Origin of the sequence: Microvirga sp. RSM25 (assembly GCF_044784385.1) — a bacterium.
Classification (GTDB): domain Bacteria; phylum Pseudomonadota; class Alphaproteobacteria; order Rhizobiales; family Beijerinckiaceae; genus Microvirga; species Microvirga tunisiensis.
This window is the reverse complement of sequence record NZ_CP173039.1, coordinates 4,955,502-4,970,359: the sequence shown is the minus strand read 5'-3', so window position 1 is coordinate 4,970,359 and position 14,858 is coordinate 4,955,502. Positions and strand designations below refer to the sequence as shown.

Here is a 14,858-nt window from a genome sequence, read left to right as displayed (position 1 = left end):
CAGTCGCTCCTCAGGCGCAGGGCGGTAGTACAGCCCCGGCCAGACCCGCTGCGCCGCCCGCAATGGGAGCCACGGCGGGCCGCAGCGTTGCACGCATTGAACGTCCTGTCCTTCCCTTCGAGACGATCCGCCTCGAGGGCGAGATCGATGCGAGGTCCTGGACCGTCCACCTCACGCAAGACGAGGCATCGAGCGGCGCCAGTATCGCGCTCGGCTATAAGAACGCTGTTGTGGTCATGCCCGAGGGGTCACGTCTGAGGATCGCGATCAATGGCGAGTCCGTCGTCGACACGCCGATCTCATCGTCAAACGACATCAAGCGCATGACGGCGTCGATCCGTCCCGGTCTCCTGCGGGCGGGGCAGAACATCATCCGCATGGAAGCCTTTCAGCGCCACCGGACGGATTGCACTATCGAAGCCACCTACGAGCTTTGGACCGATGTGGACTCGGCCTCCACAAAGCTCATCTTCGCCGAAGGCGCCACCAAGACGCTGCGCGGCCTGGACGATCTGCCCGCCGTCGGCGTCGATAACACGGGGGTGACGACGATCCGGGTGGTCGCTCCCAAGATCTACCGCCCCGAAATCCGCGACCGTCTGCTGCGCCTCGTGCAGCTCGTGGCTTTGCGCGGACGCTATGCCCATCCCGTGATCCAGGTGGTGGAATCCGATCCGGGCCCCTCCCCCATCGGCACGATCAAAGTGGCCATGGGTCTCGCTAGCGAGTTGCGCGGCCTAGTTGCAGGCGTCCCGGATGCAGCCACGATACAGCCGCTGACCATGATGATGCAGGAGCCGGTATCCCTGGGATCCACCCTGGTCGTGTCCGGGCCGACCTGGCAGGATCTCGACACCGCCATCGGCATCGTCGGAGCTCGAGGCATTAATGCCGCGCAGGTTGAACGCGGCGTGATCGACACCGCCTCATGGCAATGGCCGGAGGTTCCGACCGCCTTCGGCGCGCATTCCTTCCGCTTTGCCGATCTCGGAGTACCGACTCAGGAATTCTCCGGACGGCGGCTGAAGACCGGCTTCTCCATCAACCTGCCCTCTGATTTCTACGCCACCGAATATGGCGAGACCGTCCTGCATCTGGATGCGGCCTACACGTCGGCGGTGCGGCCGGGCAGCCATGTCAACGTGTTCGTCAATGGCATGATCAGCACGCAGATGACGATCACCTCGCAAGGGGACATCGTCCGGCGGCATAACATCCGAGTACCGCTCAAGAACTTCAAATCCGGTCTCAACCAAATCACCATTGAGGCCGTCCTGCTGACGGATGCCGATGAGCGCTGCGCCCCGGGCGAGACCCTCTCCGAGGCGAACCGCTTCGTCCTGTTCGACACCACCGCGCTCGAGTTTCCGACTTATGGGCGCATCGGACGCCTGCCAGATCTTGCCGTTCTGAGCGCGGGCCGCTTCCCGGATGAGGATCTTCCGACAACTGTCGTTCTGGCCCGACCCGACCCGCTGAACTATTCCGCGGCAGGCACCCTGCTCGCCCGCATGGCACGCAGCGCCGGTGCGCCGGTGCGCGCGCAGTTCTCCAACGCGGCCTCGGCGGATGACGAATCCGTGCTCTTCATCGGCGCCGTTGATCAGATCCCCGCAGGCCTGCTCAACCGTGTGAAGGTGTCGGAACATCTGCGCATGATCTGGCCTTCGACGCCGACAGCGGGCGACCGTTCCGGACCTCAGATGGTCAGCACGGAATTCAGCCTTCCCGCCGCCCAGGCCTCGCCGGATCACACAGCTACGGCATCGACGGACGAGGTCCGCAAACGGTGGTCGGAGACGTTCCAGAGGCGCGGCGTTCTTCAGCAGACGATCGGGACGGTGCAGGACTGGATGGAAAAGACCTTCAGTCTCTCCGTCAGCTCCCTATCGCTGGAAGAGCGCACCGACGTGCCCTATGAGCCGCCGCAGCGCGCCTCCCTGCTCGTCGCCCAAAGCCGCACCGAAGCGTCCGGGGTCTGGACCCTCGTGACGGCCCGAACGGACAAGGCACTGGCAGATGAAACGGCCCGGTTGGCCAATCCCATGATATGGTCACAGGTCGCGGGCCGGGCGATCGCCCTGGAACCGAGGGAGATGAAGCTGCAGGTCGAGCCCATCAAGGATTATCGCTTCGTGCAGACGCTGCCTCCGTCCCTGACGAATCTGCGCCTCGTCGCAGCGAACTGGATGTCCGCCAACATCCTTCCCTATGCTGTTCTCATGCTGGCTTGCTGTACGTTTCTGGGCGTGGCAACCTCCCTGCTTCTGAACCGTCTGGGACGCCGGTCATGACGATCCGGCTTTCCCGGCCCATCCAGCTCCTGCCCTGGCTCTTTGCCGCCTTCTTCTTTCTCATGGCGTCGGTGGCATTCTCTCAGAGCCTCTCCGTCCAGCCTTTGAACCTAGTGGGGTCCATCTCCCCGGCCGACTGGGAGGCCTATCGCTCGCGATTCGTGGAAGACAATGGGCGAGTGGTCGATACAGCCAACGGCAACATCAGTCACAGCGAGGGGCAGGGATACGGTTTGCTGCTCGCCCTGGCAGCCGCCGACAGGCGCTCCTTCGAGCAGATCTGGACCTTCACCTTCACCGAACTTCTCATCCGGGACGACGGCCTGGCCGTTTGGAAATGGGATCCCGCCAGCAAGCCGCGGGTCACCGATCGCAACAATGCCAGCGACGGTGATATTCTCATTGCCTATGCCCTGGCCAAGGCCGGAACGGCCTGGCAGGAGCCCCGCTACACAACGGCCGCGCAGAAGCTCGCCAAAGCCATTGGCAAGAGCACGTTCAGCCTCAGCGGACGGTCAATGATTCTCCTGCCGGGCGCCCAGGGTTTCGGCGCAGGCGACCGCCCCGACGGTCCTGTCATCAATCTCTCCTACTGGGTCTTCGAAACCTTTCCGGTGCTGGCTGCCTTGGCCCCCGAATACGAATGGAACCGCGTCTGGCGAGACGGCGTGATGCTGCTGCAGCAGGCGACCTCGGGTCGCGTCAGGCTTCCTGCCGACTGGGTCTCGATTCAGAACGGACTCCAACCTCAGCCGGCTGATGGCTTTCCTCCCGAGTTCGGTTACAACTCGTTAAGGATACCGCTTTACCTGTTGAGAGCAGGGATGACTGACATGGAGTGGCTGAGGGCTCTCAAGCAACGCTGGTCTACGGAGAACGAGGGAGTAGCCGTGGTCAATGTGGTGACCGGACAGGTCCGGGAACGACTGACCGATCAGGGCTATGCCATTCTGCCCGCAGCTCTGGCCTGCGCGCTCGACGGAACGCCCGTTCCTGAAGCGCTGAAGACCTTTGAGCCGAGCCTCTATTATCCGTCCACCCTGTACCTTTTGGCAAAATCCCTGCTCGGTGAAAAATATCCGCAATGCGTCTAGTCGGCAGTGCCATAACGATTGCAGTTGCAATCCTGGGCTTCGCAGCTATCGCGCAGCAGACGGGTTCCGGCAGCAGCCAGCCGCCTGCCGAATCGCCGACGTCGACACCTCCGGCGAACGGATCCCAGCCTCAGGTCGATGAATCCGCCCTGCGCTATTTCGCGTCCCAGGGCGATACCCGCCGCGTGAATGCGGAAATCGCTCGATTGCGGGCGCTCTATCCCAACTGGACTCCCCCAGCGACCTGTCGCAACTCTCGGGAGCCGCCGCCGCCGCGGCGCCCGACCCGCTGATTGAACGCCTTTGGAATCTCTATCGCGAAGATCGAATCGCCGAGGTTCGCGCCGCCATTGCCGAACGTCAGTCCTCTGACCCGAACTGGAAGGCCCCGGAAGAGTTGGTCACGGCTCTCGAGACCGTCGAGGCGCGTCGCCGCCTGACCAATGCGTCGGATACGGGCCAATGGCGTACGGTCCTGCAGGTGGCCACGGAAGCGCCCAGCCTCCTGACCTGCGTGAACGTGGACGTGCTCTGGCGGGTGGCCGAAGCTTTTGCCCGGACCGACCAGCCGAACCGGACGCGGGACGTCTACACCTATCTCCTGCAGAATTGTGCCAACCCGGGCGAACGCCTCGCAACCCTGCAGAAGGCCCTGACCCTGCTGCCCGAGCAGCAGATGACAGCCCTGCTCCAGTTCGAACGCAAGACGGGCGAGTCCCCGGACGATTTCACCTCTATCCGCGACGAGCTGGCTCGCCGCCGGGTCGAGCGCGCCTCCCTCGACAGCAAGGTGACCGCATCGGCCGAGGATCTCGCCGTGGTCGAGCGGCTGATCCAGAACACGAACGAAGCCGGGCCATTGCTGATCCTCGGATGGTACAATTACCATCACGGCAATCCCGCGCGGGGGCTCGAACTGTTCAAGACGGCCCTTGACCGCAATGGCGGCACGAAGGCGGCGGAGGGCTATGCCATGTCGCTGCGGGCGCTCGAACGGCTCTCGGATGCGGAAGCCTTCGCCTATGAATGGCGCGAGCGCGCGCCCGAGAACATGAAGATCTATCTCGACGTGGCGACGGCGCTCCTCAGCCAGGATCCGCCGCCGCGGCTCGAACCCCCGGTGATCGCGCGGATCGTCCCGGTCGTCACGGCACAGCGCTTCTCGGACGCGGCCCAGGCCCTTGGATGGTACTCCTACAATACGGAGCAGATCCGCACGGCGCGCGACTGGTTCCGCACAGCCCTGACCTGGAAGGCCGACGACGAAGCCTCCGCCTATGGATTGGCCCTGACGACCCAGCGTCTCACCGACCGTGCCGGCTTCAACGCCGTGGTCGCCCAATGGCGCGGCCGCTCGCAACGCATCGCCGATCTGGCGGACGGTGCCAATCCGGCTTCCAGACGGCAGCCTGTCGTCACACAGCCTGTTGTCGCACAGGCGCCCATGCCCGAGCCCATCGAGAGCCCTCCGCCGCCGGTCCAACCCCGCCAGGTCACGGTGGAACGGGTCGAGACCGAGCAGACTTTCGCCCGGACCGAGGACAACGTCCGGCGCAGGCAGACCCAGGCCCGATCAGCTCTGGGGCGCAATTGCGCCATGACGCGCAATCCGGCCGGCCTGTCAGGCGACAGCGCCCTCACCCGCGGCTGGTGCCTCATGGAGATCAACCGTCCCATGGAAGCCGTGGCCGCCTTCGATCAGGCCACCGCCACCGGCAGCAGCCGCGCCCGCGAGGAAGCGGCCTACGGCAAATCCCTCGCCTATCTGCGCAAGAATCTGACGTCTGAGGCGGCCATCGCAGCCGCCGAGGCGCCCCAGACACGTGAGCGCCGGGTGGAACTCGGCGCTTCGATCCTGACCCAGCGGGCGCTGGCGTCCTATCGCGACGGGCGCTATGTGGAAACCCTCCTCGCCCTGAGCGAGCGAGCCCGGATCGTCCCGGAACAGAACGATCTTCTGCTCATCCGCGGCTGGTCCTATCTCAAACTCGGTCGCTACAACGATGCGGAGAAGGTTTTCCGCGCGGTTCAACAGACGGGATATTCCGAGGAAGCCGCTGCCGGGCTCAATGCCATTCGCGAAGTCACCGGCCAGATGCGCTATTAGCTGTCCCGCGCGAGTGGTTGCCAGACCAAGCTTTGCACCTATCTAATGGTCGAATGAGCGTTAGCCTTCTCGGTGTCCACCCTCGATCGAATCCATGGCCAGCTTGCAGATCATAGTGTTCGACGTGTGCGGTATCGCCTGTGCCCTGCACAGAAGCGCCGCACGCGAGTTCCTGCCGCTGCCGCACCTGTGGCGTCCCCCAGTCATGCCCCACCCGGTGGCGGGTTTCTTTAACTTGGGCGGCCATGCGGTTCCGGTACTTCGGCTCGATGTGTTGTTCGGTCTGCAGCCGGTCGAGGATGGCGCCGAGGCGGATCTCTATCGGCATCTGATCCTCATTGATCGGTTCAGCGCATCGGGAACGTCTGCACTCCTCGTCGACAGGGTTCTCGATGTTGCCCGCGTGGATACGTGCCAGCTTTCATCCGTCAGCGAAGAAGCCACCTTGAACGGCTGCGTCGAGGCGGAGGTCACGTGGGACGAGCGGCTCGTCCACCTGCTTTCCGTCGAACGCATTCTCCTCGCCGAGGAGCAGCAGGCTCTGGCGGAACTCGGACGCCAGGCCCAGAACCGCCTTAGCGAATGGGCGGTCTCGGCCTGATGGCCACACGCGCTTACGCTGCCCCTCTGATCGATGCCGGCTTTCCTGAACTGAAAAGCCGCATCATCGACCGCACCGGGCATTTCTACTATCAGGATAAAGACGACCTGCTGTGGGAGCGGGTACGCAAGCGCCTGCGCGCGACGGCGCTTCCCGATTCGACTCAGTATCTCAACCTCCTGAACGATGCGATTTCCGGCCCTGCCGAATGGGGCAAGCTGGAAACCGAGATCACCATCGGCGAGACCTTCTTCTTCCGCTACGCGGAGCAGTTCGCAGCCCTGCGCGATACGATCCTGCCCGAGATCATCGAAAGGAAGAGCGCCACGCGGCGGCTGCGGATTTGGAGCGCAGGATGCTCCACGGGAGCCGAGCCCTACTCCCTCGCCATCCTCGTCAACGGGATTCTCGGCGAGAGCCTTGGAACATGGCGTGTCAGCATCGTCGGCACGGACATTAACGACAGCTTCCTCAACCTTGCCAAGCAGGCACGATTCGGAAAGTGGGCACTTCGGTCGATGCCAGCCGAGGAACGAGAACGCTACTTCCTGGGCGCGGGAAAGGACCAGTGGCAGGTGCGGCCGGAATTCCGCTCCCTGGTCCGATTCGAAAAGCACAATCTCCTGAGTCTTCTCGACGGTACCTCGCCTCTCGAGTTCACGGATTTCGACCTGATCCTCTGCCGCAACGTCCTGATCTACTTTCATCCGCACACCGTGATCCGGATCGTCGGGGCTCTGCACGGCCGCCTTGCGGAGGGAGGTTGGATGCTGCTGGGCCATGCGGAGCCCAACCCCGCCTTCTCCGCTATGATGCAGAGCCTGAATCTGCCGGGGACGGTGGCCTATCGGTCCGGCTCAGGAGAAGAAGCGCCTGCAATACCAGCTTTCGAGCCCCCCAAACTGCCTCTGAGGGAACTTGCACCGCTTCCACCCGCTCCGAAGCCGGCAGAACCCACCAAGCGGCAAATTCTTCCATGTCCTGCGGAGGCTTCCCCCAAGGCCCCGGTCTCCCTCGCTAATCCTCAGCCTCCGGATGCCTTGCTGGACAGGGTCAAAGCGCAAGCCAATTCCGGCGAATTCGCCGCCGCCGATGCTCTCTGCCGGGAAGCCCTTGCCGAGCAGCCCCTGAGTGCCGCCCTTCACTTTTACCATGGCCTCATCCTGCAGGCGCTCAAACGACCCCATGATGCGGAGAACAGCTTCCTTAAAAGCATCTATCTCGATAAAAGCTTTGCCATGGCTCACTACCACCTCGGACTTCTGCTGCTCGCAGAAGGGCGATCCGGTTGTGGCCGGCGCGCACTGACCAATGCGGCCCGCATTGCTTCAATGATGCGTGACGACCACCTTCTCGACGAGTCGGACGGAATCACCGCCATGGATCTGCGCAATCTGGTCCGTATCCATCTCGAAGCGACCACGCCGTCCAAGCCCAGGAGATGATTGTGGCGAATTCGGTGCACGGTAGGCTGAGGCTGATGGAGCGGGTCCGCATTCGCTCGGCCGAGGAACGCGTACAGCAGATCCTCGACGAGCGCACGGAACGCCTTGCAGCCCGCAGGGATGCCACCGCCCCGGCAGAAGCCTTGCCCCGCGTGCTGCTCTGCGGCACTGGGCGCGAGCGCTTCGGCCTCCCGATCGAGGCCGTCGCCGAGGTGTTGCCGCCGCAAAAGTGCATGCCCGTTCCGGATGGGCCGCCCGCCTTGATCGGCTTGTTCGGGCGTAGCGGACTGGTGGTGAGCGTCATCGATCTTGCTCTCGCACTTGGATTAGAGGCCACTTCGTCGGAAGACGAATACGCTCACTTCATCCTGCTGCGGCGGGAGCAGCCTCAGGTGGCATTGAGGGTCGAGCGCGCCTATGCGGTCACAGATATTCTGCCCCTGACTGGCGAGGAGGCCGCGGGCTTTCGCAATGATGCCGTTACCGGCTATGGCAAGACCCGATCCGGCCCTGCCGATCAGGACGAAATTGTTTCTCTTCTCGATATCGAACGCCTTCTGCGTTCCTTACTACTCTCTTCATCTGTTCCTGGAGTCTGACGTGACGATCTCGATTGCCAACCGCATTCTTCTCGGCTTCGCCGTCATCGTCGCGCTGATGGTCGGCCTCGGCGTCTATGCCCTCAACCAGCTCGACGACGTCCGCCAGTCGACCGAGACGATCGTGACGCGCGATCTGGCCCTGATGCGTCAGATCGAGGACCTTGGCGATCTGCAGAACGACATGCGGGGCTTGCGGGAGGAAGTTCTCTCCCGCTTCTTCCTGCGCTCGCTTGGCCAGCAGCAAGCCGCCAGTAACGATCTCGTCCGCTCCTGGGAACAGCAGGCCGCCGCGACCGAAGCCTCTATGGCGCAGGCGATTGCGACGGTAACCGATTTCGCCGCGCGATCAGTCACCTCGCAGAGAGCAGATGCCTGGCGACGTATTACCGAGATTCTCAACCGCGCCAGCGGAGACCTGCGTCAGCTTCGTTCCTCGACCGAGCGACAATTCGCGGCCCAGCAGGGTAATGACCTTGCAGCGGTAGCCGCCACACAGAATGCCCTGAACACCAGCCGCGAATCCTGGAACAGAAACCTGGTGCAAGCCCGCAGTGTCCTGGGCGAAGCGATCACGATTGGGCAGAGACGGATCGGCGAGGTTTACGAGCAGAGCCGGATGTCGATCATCCTGGCCGTAGCGGGCGCTGCGCTTCTGAGCGTCCTGATCACCTATGCGCTGCGCTCCTCCATCACGGGGCCGCTCAGCGCCTTCATGGGCTTCGTCGAGCGGGTCGGACGCGGCGAGCTCGGTGGCCAGATGGCCGTAACGGGCAAAGACGAGATCGGGCATCTCGGTGCGACCCTCAATACTATGGTCGAAGGCCTGCGCCAGCTCGCGCAACAGAGCCGCGAGGCGACTGAAAACCTGAACGCCGCAGCGGCGGAAATCCGCGCCTCGACCCAGGAACAGGCAGCCTCCGTCGAGGAACAATTGGCCGCCGTTCAGGAAACCGCCGCAACTGTCGATGAGATCACGCATTCGGGCACGCAGATCGGAAAGCGCGCGCAGGAGGTCATCGCCTCGGCGCAGGCTGCGGCACAGACCAGCATGTCGGGATTACAGGCTGTTGAAGAGACCGCACGCGCCATGGATGCCATCCGCGAGCAGGCGGAAGCCGTGGCGGAAAACATCGTCGCTTTGAGCGAGAAGACGCAGGCCGTCGGCGAGATCATCACATCGGTCAATGACATTTCCGAGCGCACGCATCTTCTTGCCCTCAACGCCGCTATCGAAGCCGCCGCAGCCGGCGAGAACGGACGCAGCTTCGCGGTGGTGGCATCGGAGATGAAGACGCTTGCCGATCAGGCGAAGGACGCGACGCTGCAGGTGCGCTCGATCCTCGGCGACATTCAGCGCGGCATCAATTCGTCCGTGATGCTCACAGAGGAAGCCGTGAAGCGTGTGACCGCCGGCAAGGAGCGCACGGACATCACGCAACAGACCATCACCGACATCTCGGGCCAGATTCAGGAGAGCGTTCAGACTTTCCAGCAGATCATCGCGTCGACGAACCAGCAGCAGCTCGGCATCGAGCAGGTGATGGGTGCCCTCCAGAACATCCGCCAAGCCAGCCAGCAGACGGCCGCCGGCACGCGACAGCTCGATACGGCCGCCGCCAACTTGTCCACCCTTGCGCAGCAGTTGCTCGGCCTCGCCGAGCGCTATCGCCTGTAAACCGTCACCATGGGGACGCGCGCATCGTGACGGATATTCGCAAGCAGCTGCTGGCAGCCTTCGAGGCGGAGCACCGGGAGCATCTTCAGGCGATCCGGACCGCGCTCGATCATGCAGGCGGGGGGGAGATCGACCTGACGGATGTCTTTCGCCGGGCGCACAGCCTCAAAGGAGCAGCCCGCGCTGTCGACCTTCCGGCGGTGGAAGAGGTCGCGCACCAGCTCGAAGCACTCTTCTCCCAGGTGCTCGATGGGCAACAAGCCCTGGACGACCCCGCCATCGCCACGGTGCGGCAGAATCTCGACCTCATCGAAGATCTTGTCGCGGATGTCCTGAAGCCGTCAGGACCGCAGACGCCCTCAGCCCCGGCGTCGAAGCCCGTGGTGCTTGAACCGGAACCAGATGGCCCGAAGACGGATGCTTCCGCCGACACAGGCACAGGCTCCTATCTCCGCGTTGCCGTCGAGCAGATGGAGGAGTTGTCCAATTCCATGCACCAGCTCCTGGCGGAGCTGCAGGCAGATGAAGGGATCGACGAGACGTTGCGGCAGATCGAGCTGGAGATTCGTGGCTTGAGGAGAGGCTGGGATCAGCTGCATGCGCAGGTGAACGCCCTCGGTCACGCAGCACAAGCACAACAGGGCCGCAACGGCCCATCGATTGCTCCACGCCTGCGCGATTTCGATCAGGGCCTGAAAGCGCTGTTTCGCAGGCTGTCCGCCCTGTCCCGGGACAGAAGGCAATCGAGTTGGTCCATTGAGCAGGCGGCACGCCAGGTGCGTGACAGCATTGACCGCGTATCTCTCGTGTCGGCGGAAACCGTTTTCGGCGGTTTCGGCCATATGGTGCGCGAGATCGCGCGCAAAGCCGGACGCGACGTGCATGTGCGCAGCATCGGCCTCGACATTCAGGTAGACCGGCAAGTGCTTCAGGCCCTCAAGGATCCCGTGATGCACCTTCTCCGCAATGCGGTGAGCCACGGTGCCGAGCCGCCGGAGGAGCGCGTCGCCAAGGGTAAGCCCGAGCGGGCCGAGGTGAGCCTGGAATTGGCCTCCCGTGGCGGACGTCTGGCCATCAGCATCCGCGACGACGGACGCGGCCCCAATCTGGCGCGCATTGAGCAGGTCGCCGTCGAACGCGGGCTGCTGCAGCCGCGGGATGCAGGCCATCTCCCGCCGATGATGGATCAGCTGCTGTCCCTCGTCTTCACCCCCGGCTTCTCGACGGCTGGCGAAGTCGACCGCTTGTCGGGCCGCGGCATGGGGCTTTCCGTCGTCGCGGAAGCGGTTCGCAAGCTGCAAGGTTCGGTTCTGCTGCGGCCGCGCTATCCTCATGGAACAGAGGTTCTGCTGAACGTGCCTTTCACGGCGGCGCGCCAGCCGCTGCTGCTGCTGGAAGCCGAGGAGCGGACGTTCGGCTTGCCATCCCATGCAGTGGAGCGCCTCCTGCGGCTGCCTGCCAGTACGCTGGAAAGTGTGGAAGGCCGTCCCACGGCACGGATCGAGATCGGGGGAGAAGACGTTATCGTTCCAGTCGTCGCCCTCGCTACCCTGACAGGATCCCCGAATGCACCCCTCCCCACAGAGGCAGGACACGTGAAGGCCGTGCTCGTCCGTCATGGTTCCCGCACCTGTGCGCTCGCCGTCAATGCATTCCACGATGTTCGCACAATGCTGGTCAGCGACGTCCAGGCGATCGGCCTGAACGAGTTGGTTTCGGGCACCGTTCTTCTGGAAAACGAGTTGCCGGCCCTCGTGCTGAGCCCGGACAAGTTGGTCGAGCACTGGGTAAAGAACGAAGGCAAGCTCGCGGCCGGAGGCCTAGGCCTGACCCGATGGGCTCCCGAGGAGGGACGCCGGGCGAGGACCATTCTCGTGGTCGATGATTCCATCACAACCCGCACCCTTGAGAAGAGTATCCTGGAAGCGCAGGGCTACGCGGTTCTCCTCAGCGTTGACGGCATCGACGCCCTCCACGTGCTGCGCTCGGGCGAGGCCATCGTCGATCTCGTCATTGCCGACGTGGAAATGCCGCGCATGGACGGCTTCGGCCTGCTGCAGGCGATCAAGAACGACCAGCGGCTGTCCACCCTTCCCGTGATCCTCATGACTTCGCGCGCCGACCCGGAGGATGTACGCAAGGGTCTCGATCTGGGCGCGAGCGCCTATATTACAAAGCAGAAGTTCGATCAGCGCGAACTCCTGGCAACGATCGGGCAGGTGTTGTGAGTTTCCGGCGATGAGTATGGCGTCTCAACCACGGGTCCGTGTGATGGTCGTCGAGGATTCCCTCGTCGTCCGTCAGCTGCTCGTCCATATCATCGCCAGCGATCCGCGCCTCGTAGTCGCAGCCGCCGTCAGCTCGGCCGAGGAGGCGCTCCGGGAAATCGGCCGCGTGCAACCGGACGTCGTGTCCATGGACATCCGCCTTCCGGGAATGGACGGGCTCGAAGCGACACGCCAAATCATGTCGGAGCACCCGACGCCCATCGTTGTCATTGCCGACAGCATTGAGGACTCTTCGCTGAAGATCTCCATGAATGCGCTCCGGGCCGGTGCGCTCACGGTAGTGGAAAAGCCTGTCGGCCTCTCCAGCGCCAATTATGCGGGGATCGCCAGCACCATCTGCACCCAACTCTACATCATGAGCCAGGTACCGGTCGTCCGACAGCGCTCGTTCGCACCATGGCGCGATAAGATCACGAATACGGCCCCCAAGCGCGATCCGGAATGGAGCGCGACACTCCCGAGCATCATGGGCATTGCCGCCTCCACGGGCGGGCCGCCAGCCCTCGCCAAGGTCCTGGGAGCCCTCCCGGAGGACTTTCCGCTACCGATCCTCCTCGTCCAGCACATGGGGGCTCCGTTCATGGAGGGCTTCGCCTCCTGGCTGAACGGGCTGATGCCTCTGAAGGTCCGCTTGGCCCAGGATCATGAGATCCCGACGGCCGGGAATGTTTATGTCGCTCCCGGTGACCGGCACCTGCTGCTTTCTCCTGCGGGCGCCCTGAAGGTGAGTGCGGAACCGCCCGTGGGCAATCAGCGACCTTCTGCCACCATGCTGTTCCAATCAATGGCCCGGTCGGTGGGCCGGAGGGGGCTCGGGGTCATTCTCACCGGCATGGGCGAGGATGGGGCGCAGGGCCTCGTCGAGATGCGCCAGGCCGGGGGCTATGGACTGGCAGAGGATGAAAGCACCGCCGTCGTTTATGGTATGCCGGCAGCGGCGACCCGCATGGGCGGCGTCAATGTCAGCCTGCCCCTCGACCTGATTGCGCCACGCATCCTGAGACTGGCGCGGGGAGACGGCGAATGAGCGCAGGATCCGTTGCGCAGGCGGCCGAGATCCTCCTGGTTGAAGACTCGGAGACGCAGGCGCTGCAGTTGCGCCATATGCTGGAAACGAGCGGCTTTCACGTCTCGTGGCGCTCTACGGCGGAAGCCGCCCTCGACAGCCTGAACGAAAAGCTGCCCGACCTCATCATCGCCGATTTCCACCTGCCCGGCATGAACGGGGACGAATTGACCCGCCAGATGCGCCTCAACGTGCGGACGCGGGCGATCCCGGTGATCATGCTGACGGAAGCGCGTGAGCGTGCGGTCGAGCGCCAAGGCCTGGAGAGCGGCGCGGATGCCTACATCTCCAAATCCGCCGAGCAGGAGCTGATCGTTCTCCGGATCCAGGCGCTGCTACGCCGTCGCTCATCCCCCATTGGCGATTCCAAGGAAGAGCGGCAATCCCCCAGCTTCGGCACCTTCCGCCGGGCCTGCGTCCTGATCGTGGACGACAGCCCGACACGCCGCACCTATCTCCAGAACCTGCTGGCCCATGAAGGATATGCGGTGACGCCGGTCTCGGAGCCGACCGAAGCTCTCCGGCAGGTCCGCTCGCCAGATGCCAAATGGGACTGCATTCTGATCAACCTGCTCAGCCCGGACTTCGACGGCATCGAGTTGTGCCGACAGCTGAATCTCTATCGCGGGCTCGCGCCCCTGCCAGGCACGGATGCCCCAAGCTTTGCCATTGTCGGTCAGGGCGACGAGGAGGGCGGTGACATGCTCGCACGCGCCTTTGCCGCGGGCGTGGACGATATCGTTCCCTCCACAATCGAGGCCGATGTGATGCGCGTGCGCATTCGCGCGCTCGTCCGGCGTAAGCTCATGCAGGACGAGAACTGGCGCATCGAGGCTGAGCTGCGCGAGCAGGAGCTGGCCCTCGCCAAGGCCCGCGCAGAGGCTGCCTCAGCGGACGCGTTGGCCAAAGCCAACAGCGAACTGGCAGAGGCCAACGACCTCTTGAAAGGCACTCAGGCCCAACTCGTCCAGGCGGCCAAGATGGCGTCGCTTGGCGAACTGGTGGCCGGCATCGCCCATGAAATCAACAATCCCCTCGCCTTCATCCAGGCGCACCAGGGGACTGTGGAGAAATTGCTCACCGAGATTGCCGCGAAACTCCCACCGGAGGGAGGCCTTGAGCGGCAGGTGCAGAAATCACGCGATCGCGTCGGTGCGATGAAGCTTGGCCTTGCGCGGATTCAGGAACTCGTTCTCAACCTGAGGCGCTTTTCACGGCTCGACGAAGGCGATTTTCAGACGATCAACGTGCCCGAATCCATTGAGACCGTGCTGGCGCTCCTTGGCCATAAGCTCGGCACCCGGATTGACGTGCGCCGCCATTACAACGCCGTCCCAGACCTCTATTGCTCCCCGGCCCTTTTGAACCAGGTGGTCATGAACATCGTCGGAAATGCCGCCGATGCGATCAAGGGCACCGGTGGCATAGACATTGAAACTGCAAACAACGAGACAACCTATACCATCAAGATCAGCGATACAGGTCCGGGAATTCCAGGGGAATTGCGGGAACGCATCTTCGAACCGTTCTTTACCACCAAGCCCGTCGGGTCTGGAACTGGACTTGGTCTGGCTATCGCTTATAGCGTCGTCCAGGCCCATAAAGGATCGATTGCGGTGGATTCAGGCGCCTTGGGGGGCGCCAGCTTCACCATCACGATCCCGAGGCATATTGTTTCATGACCTT

The 14,858-nt window shown here is 63.5% G+C and carries 11 protein-coding genes; all 11 read left to right on the top strand.

What is annotated here, in order from left to right:
• Window positions 1-62: 62 nt before the first annotated feature.
• The 11 genes from ACD578_RS23600 to ACD578_RS23550 all read left to right on the top strand — a co-directional run bounded on the left by ACD578_RS23600 (window position 63) and on the right by ACD578_RS23550 (window position 14,854).
• A complete protein-coding gene (locus ACD578_RS23600; protein WP_404289022.1) occupies window positions 63-2,294 on the top strand; it encodes a cellulose biosynthesis cyclic di-GMP-binding regulatory protein BcsB in 2,232 nt (743 codons plus the stop codon).
• Window positions 2,291-3,388, top strand: a complete 1,098-nt coding sequence (locus ACD578_RS23595; RefSeq protein ID WP_404289020.1) for a glycosyl hydrolase family 8 — start codon at window positions 2,291-2,293, stop codon at window positions 3,386-3,388. Before ACD578_RS23600 ends, ACD578_RS23595 begins: the two co-directional genes overlap by 4 nt.
• Window positions 3,379-3,681, top strand: a complete 303-nt coding sequence (locus ACD578_RS23590; protein ID WP_404289018.1) for a hypothetical protein — start codon at window positions 3,379-3,381, stop codon at window positions 3,679-3,681. The genes ACD578_RS23595 and ACD578_RS23590 overlap by 10 nt, the downstream gene beginning before the upstream one ends.
• A 104-nt stretch (window positions 3,682-3,785) precedes the next feature.
• Complete coding sequence (locus ACD578_RS23585; RefSeq protein WP_404289016.1) at window positions 3,786-5,495, top strand: tetratricopeptide repeat protein; 1,710 nt, start codon at window positions 3,786-3,788, stop codon at window positions 5,493-5,495.
• A gap of 94 nt (window positions 5,496-5,589) precedes the next feature.
• On the top strand, window positions 5,590-6,096 hold the full coding sequence (locus tag ACD578_RS23580) for a chemotaxis protein CheW (RefSeq protein WP_404289014.1): 507 nt from the start codon (window positions 5,590-5,592) through the stop codon (window positions 6,094-6,096).
• Window positions 6,096-7,541 (top strand): CheR family methyltransferase, encoded by a 1,446-nt coding sequence (locus tag ACD578_RS23575; RefSeq protein WP_404289012.1) that lies wholly within the window; start codon window positions 6,096-6,098, stop codon window positions 7,539-7,541. Before ACD578_RS23580 ends, ACD578_RS23575 begins: the two co-directional genes overlap by 1 nt.
• Window positions 7,542-7,543: 2 nt before the next feature.
• Window positions 7,544-8,140, top strand: a complete 597-nt coding sequence (locus ACD578_RS23570; RefSeq protein ID WP_404289010.1) for a chemotaxis protein CheW — start codon at window positions 7,544-7,546, stop codon at window positions 8,138-8,140.
• Between the two features lies 1 nt (window position 8,141).
• The gene (locus ACD578_RS23565) at window positions 8,142-9,818 is read left to right on the top strand and encodes a methyl-accepting chemotaxis protein (RefSeq protein ID WP_404289008.1); all 1,677 of its coding nucleotides are present in this window, start codon (window positions 8,142-8,144) and stop codon (window positions 9,816-9,818) included.
• Window positions 9,819-9,844: 26 nt separating this feature from the next.
• Window positions 9,845-12,046, top strand: coding sequence for a response regulator (locus tag ACD578_RS23560; protein ID WP_404289006.1), 2,202 nt, complete (start codon window positions 9,845-9,847; stop codon window positions 12,044-12,046).
• Between the two features lie 10 nt (window positions 12,047-12,056).
• Window positions 12,057-13,133, top strand: coding sequence for a chemotaxis-specific protein-glutamate methyltransferase CheB (cheB, locus tag ACD578_RS23555; protein ID WP_404289004.1), 1,077 nt, complete (start codon window positions 12,057-12,059; stop codon window positions 13,131-13,133).
• Complete coding sequence (locus ACD578_RS23550; protein WP_404289002.1) at window positions 13,130-14,854, top strand: response regulator; 1,725 nt, start codon at window positions 13,130-13,132, stop codon at window positions 14,852-14,854. The genes cheB and ACD578_RS23550 overlap by 4 nt, the downstream gene beginning before the upstream one ends.
• The last annotated feature ends 4 nt before the right edge of the window (window positions 14,855-14,858 follow it).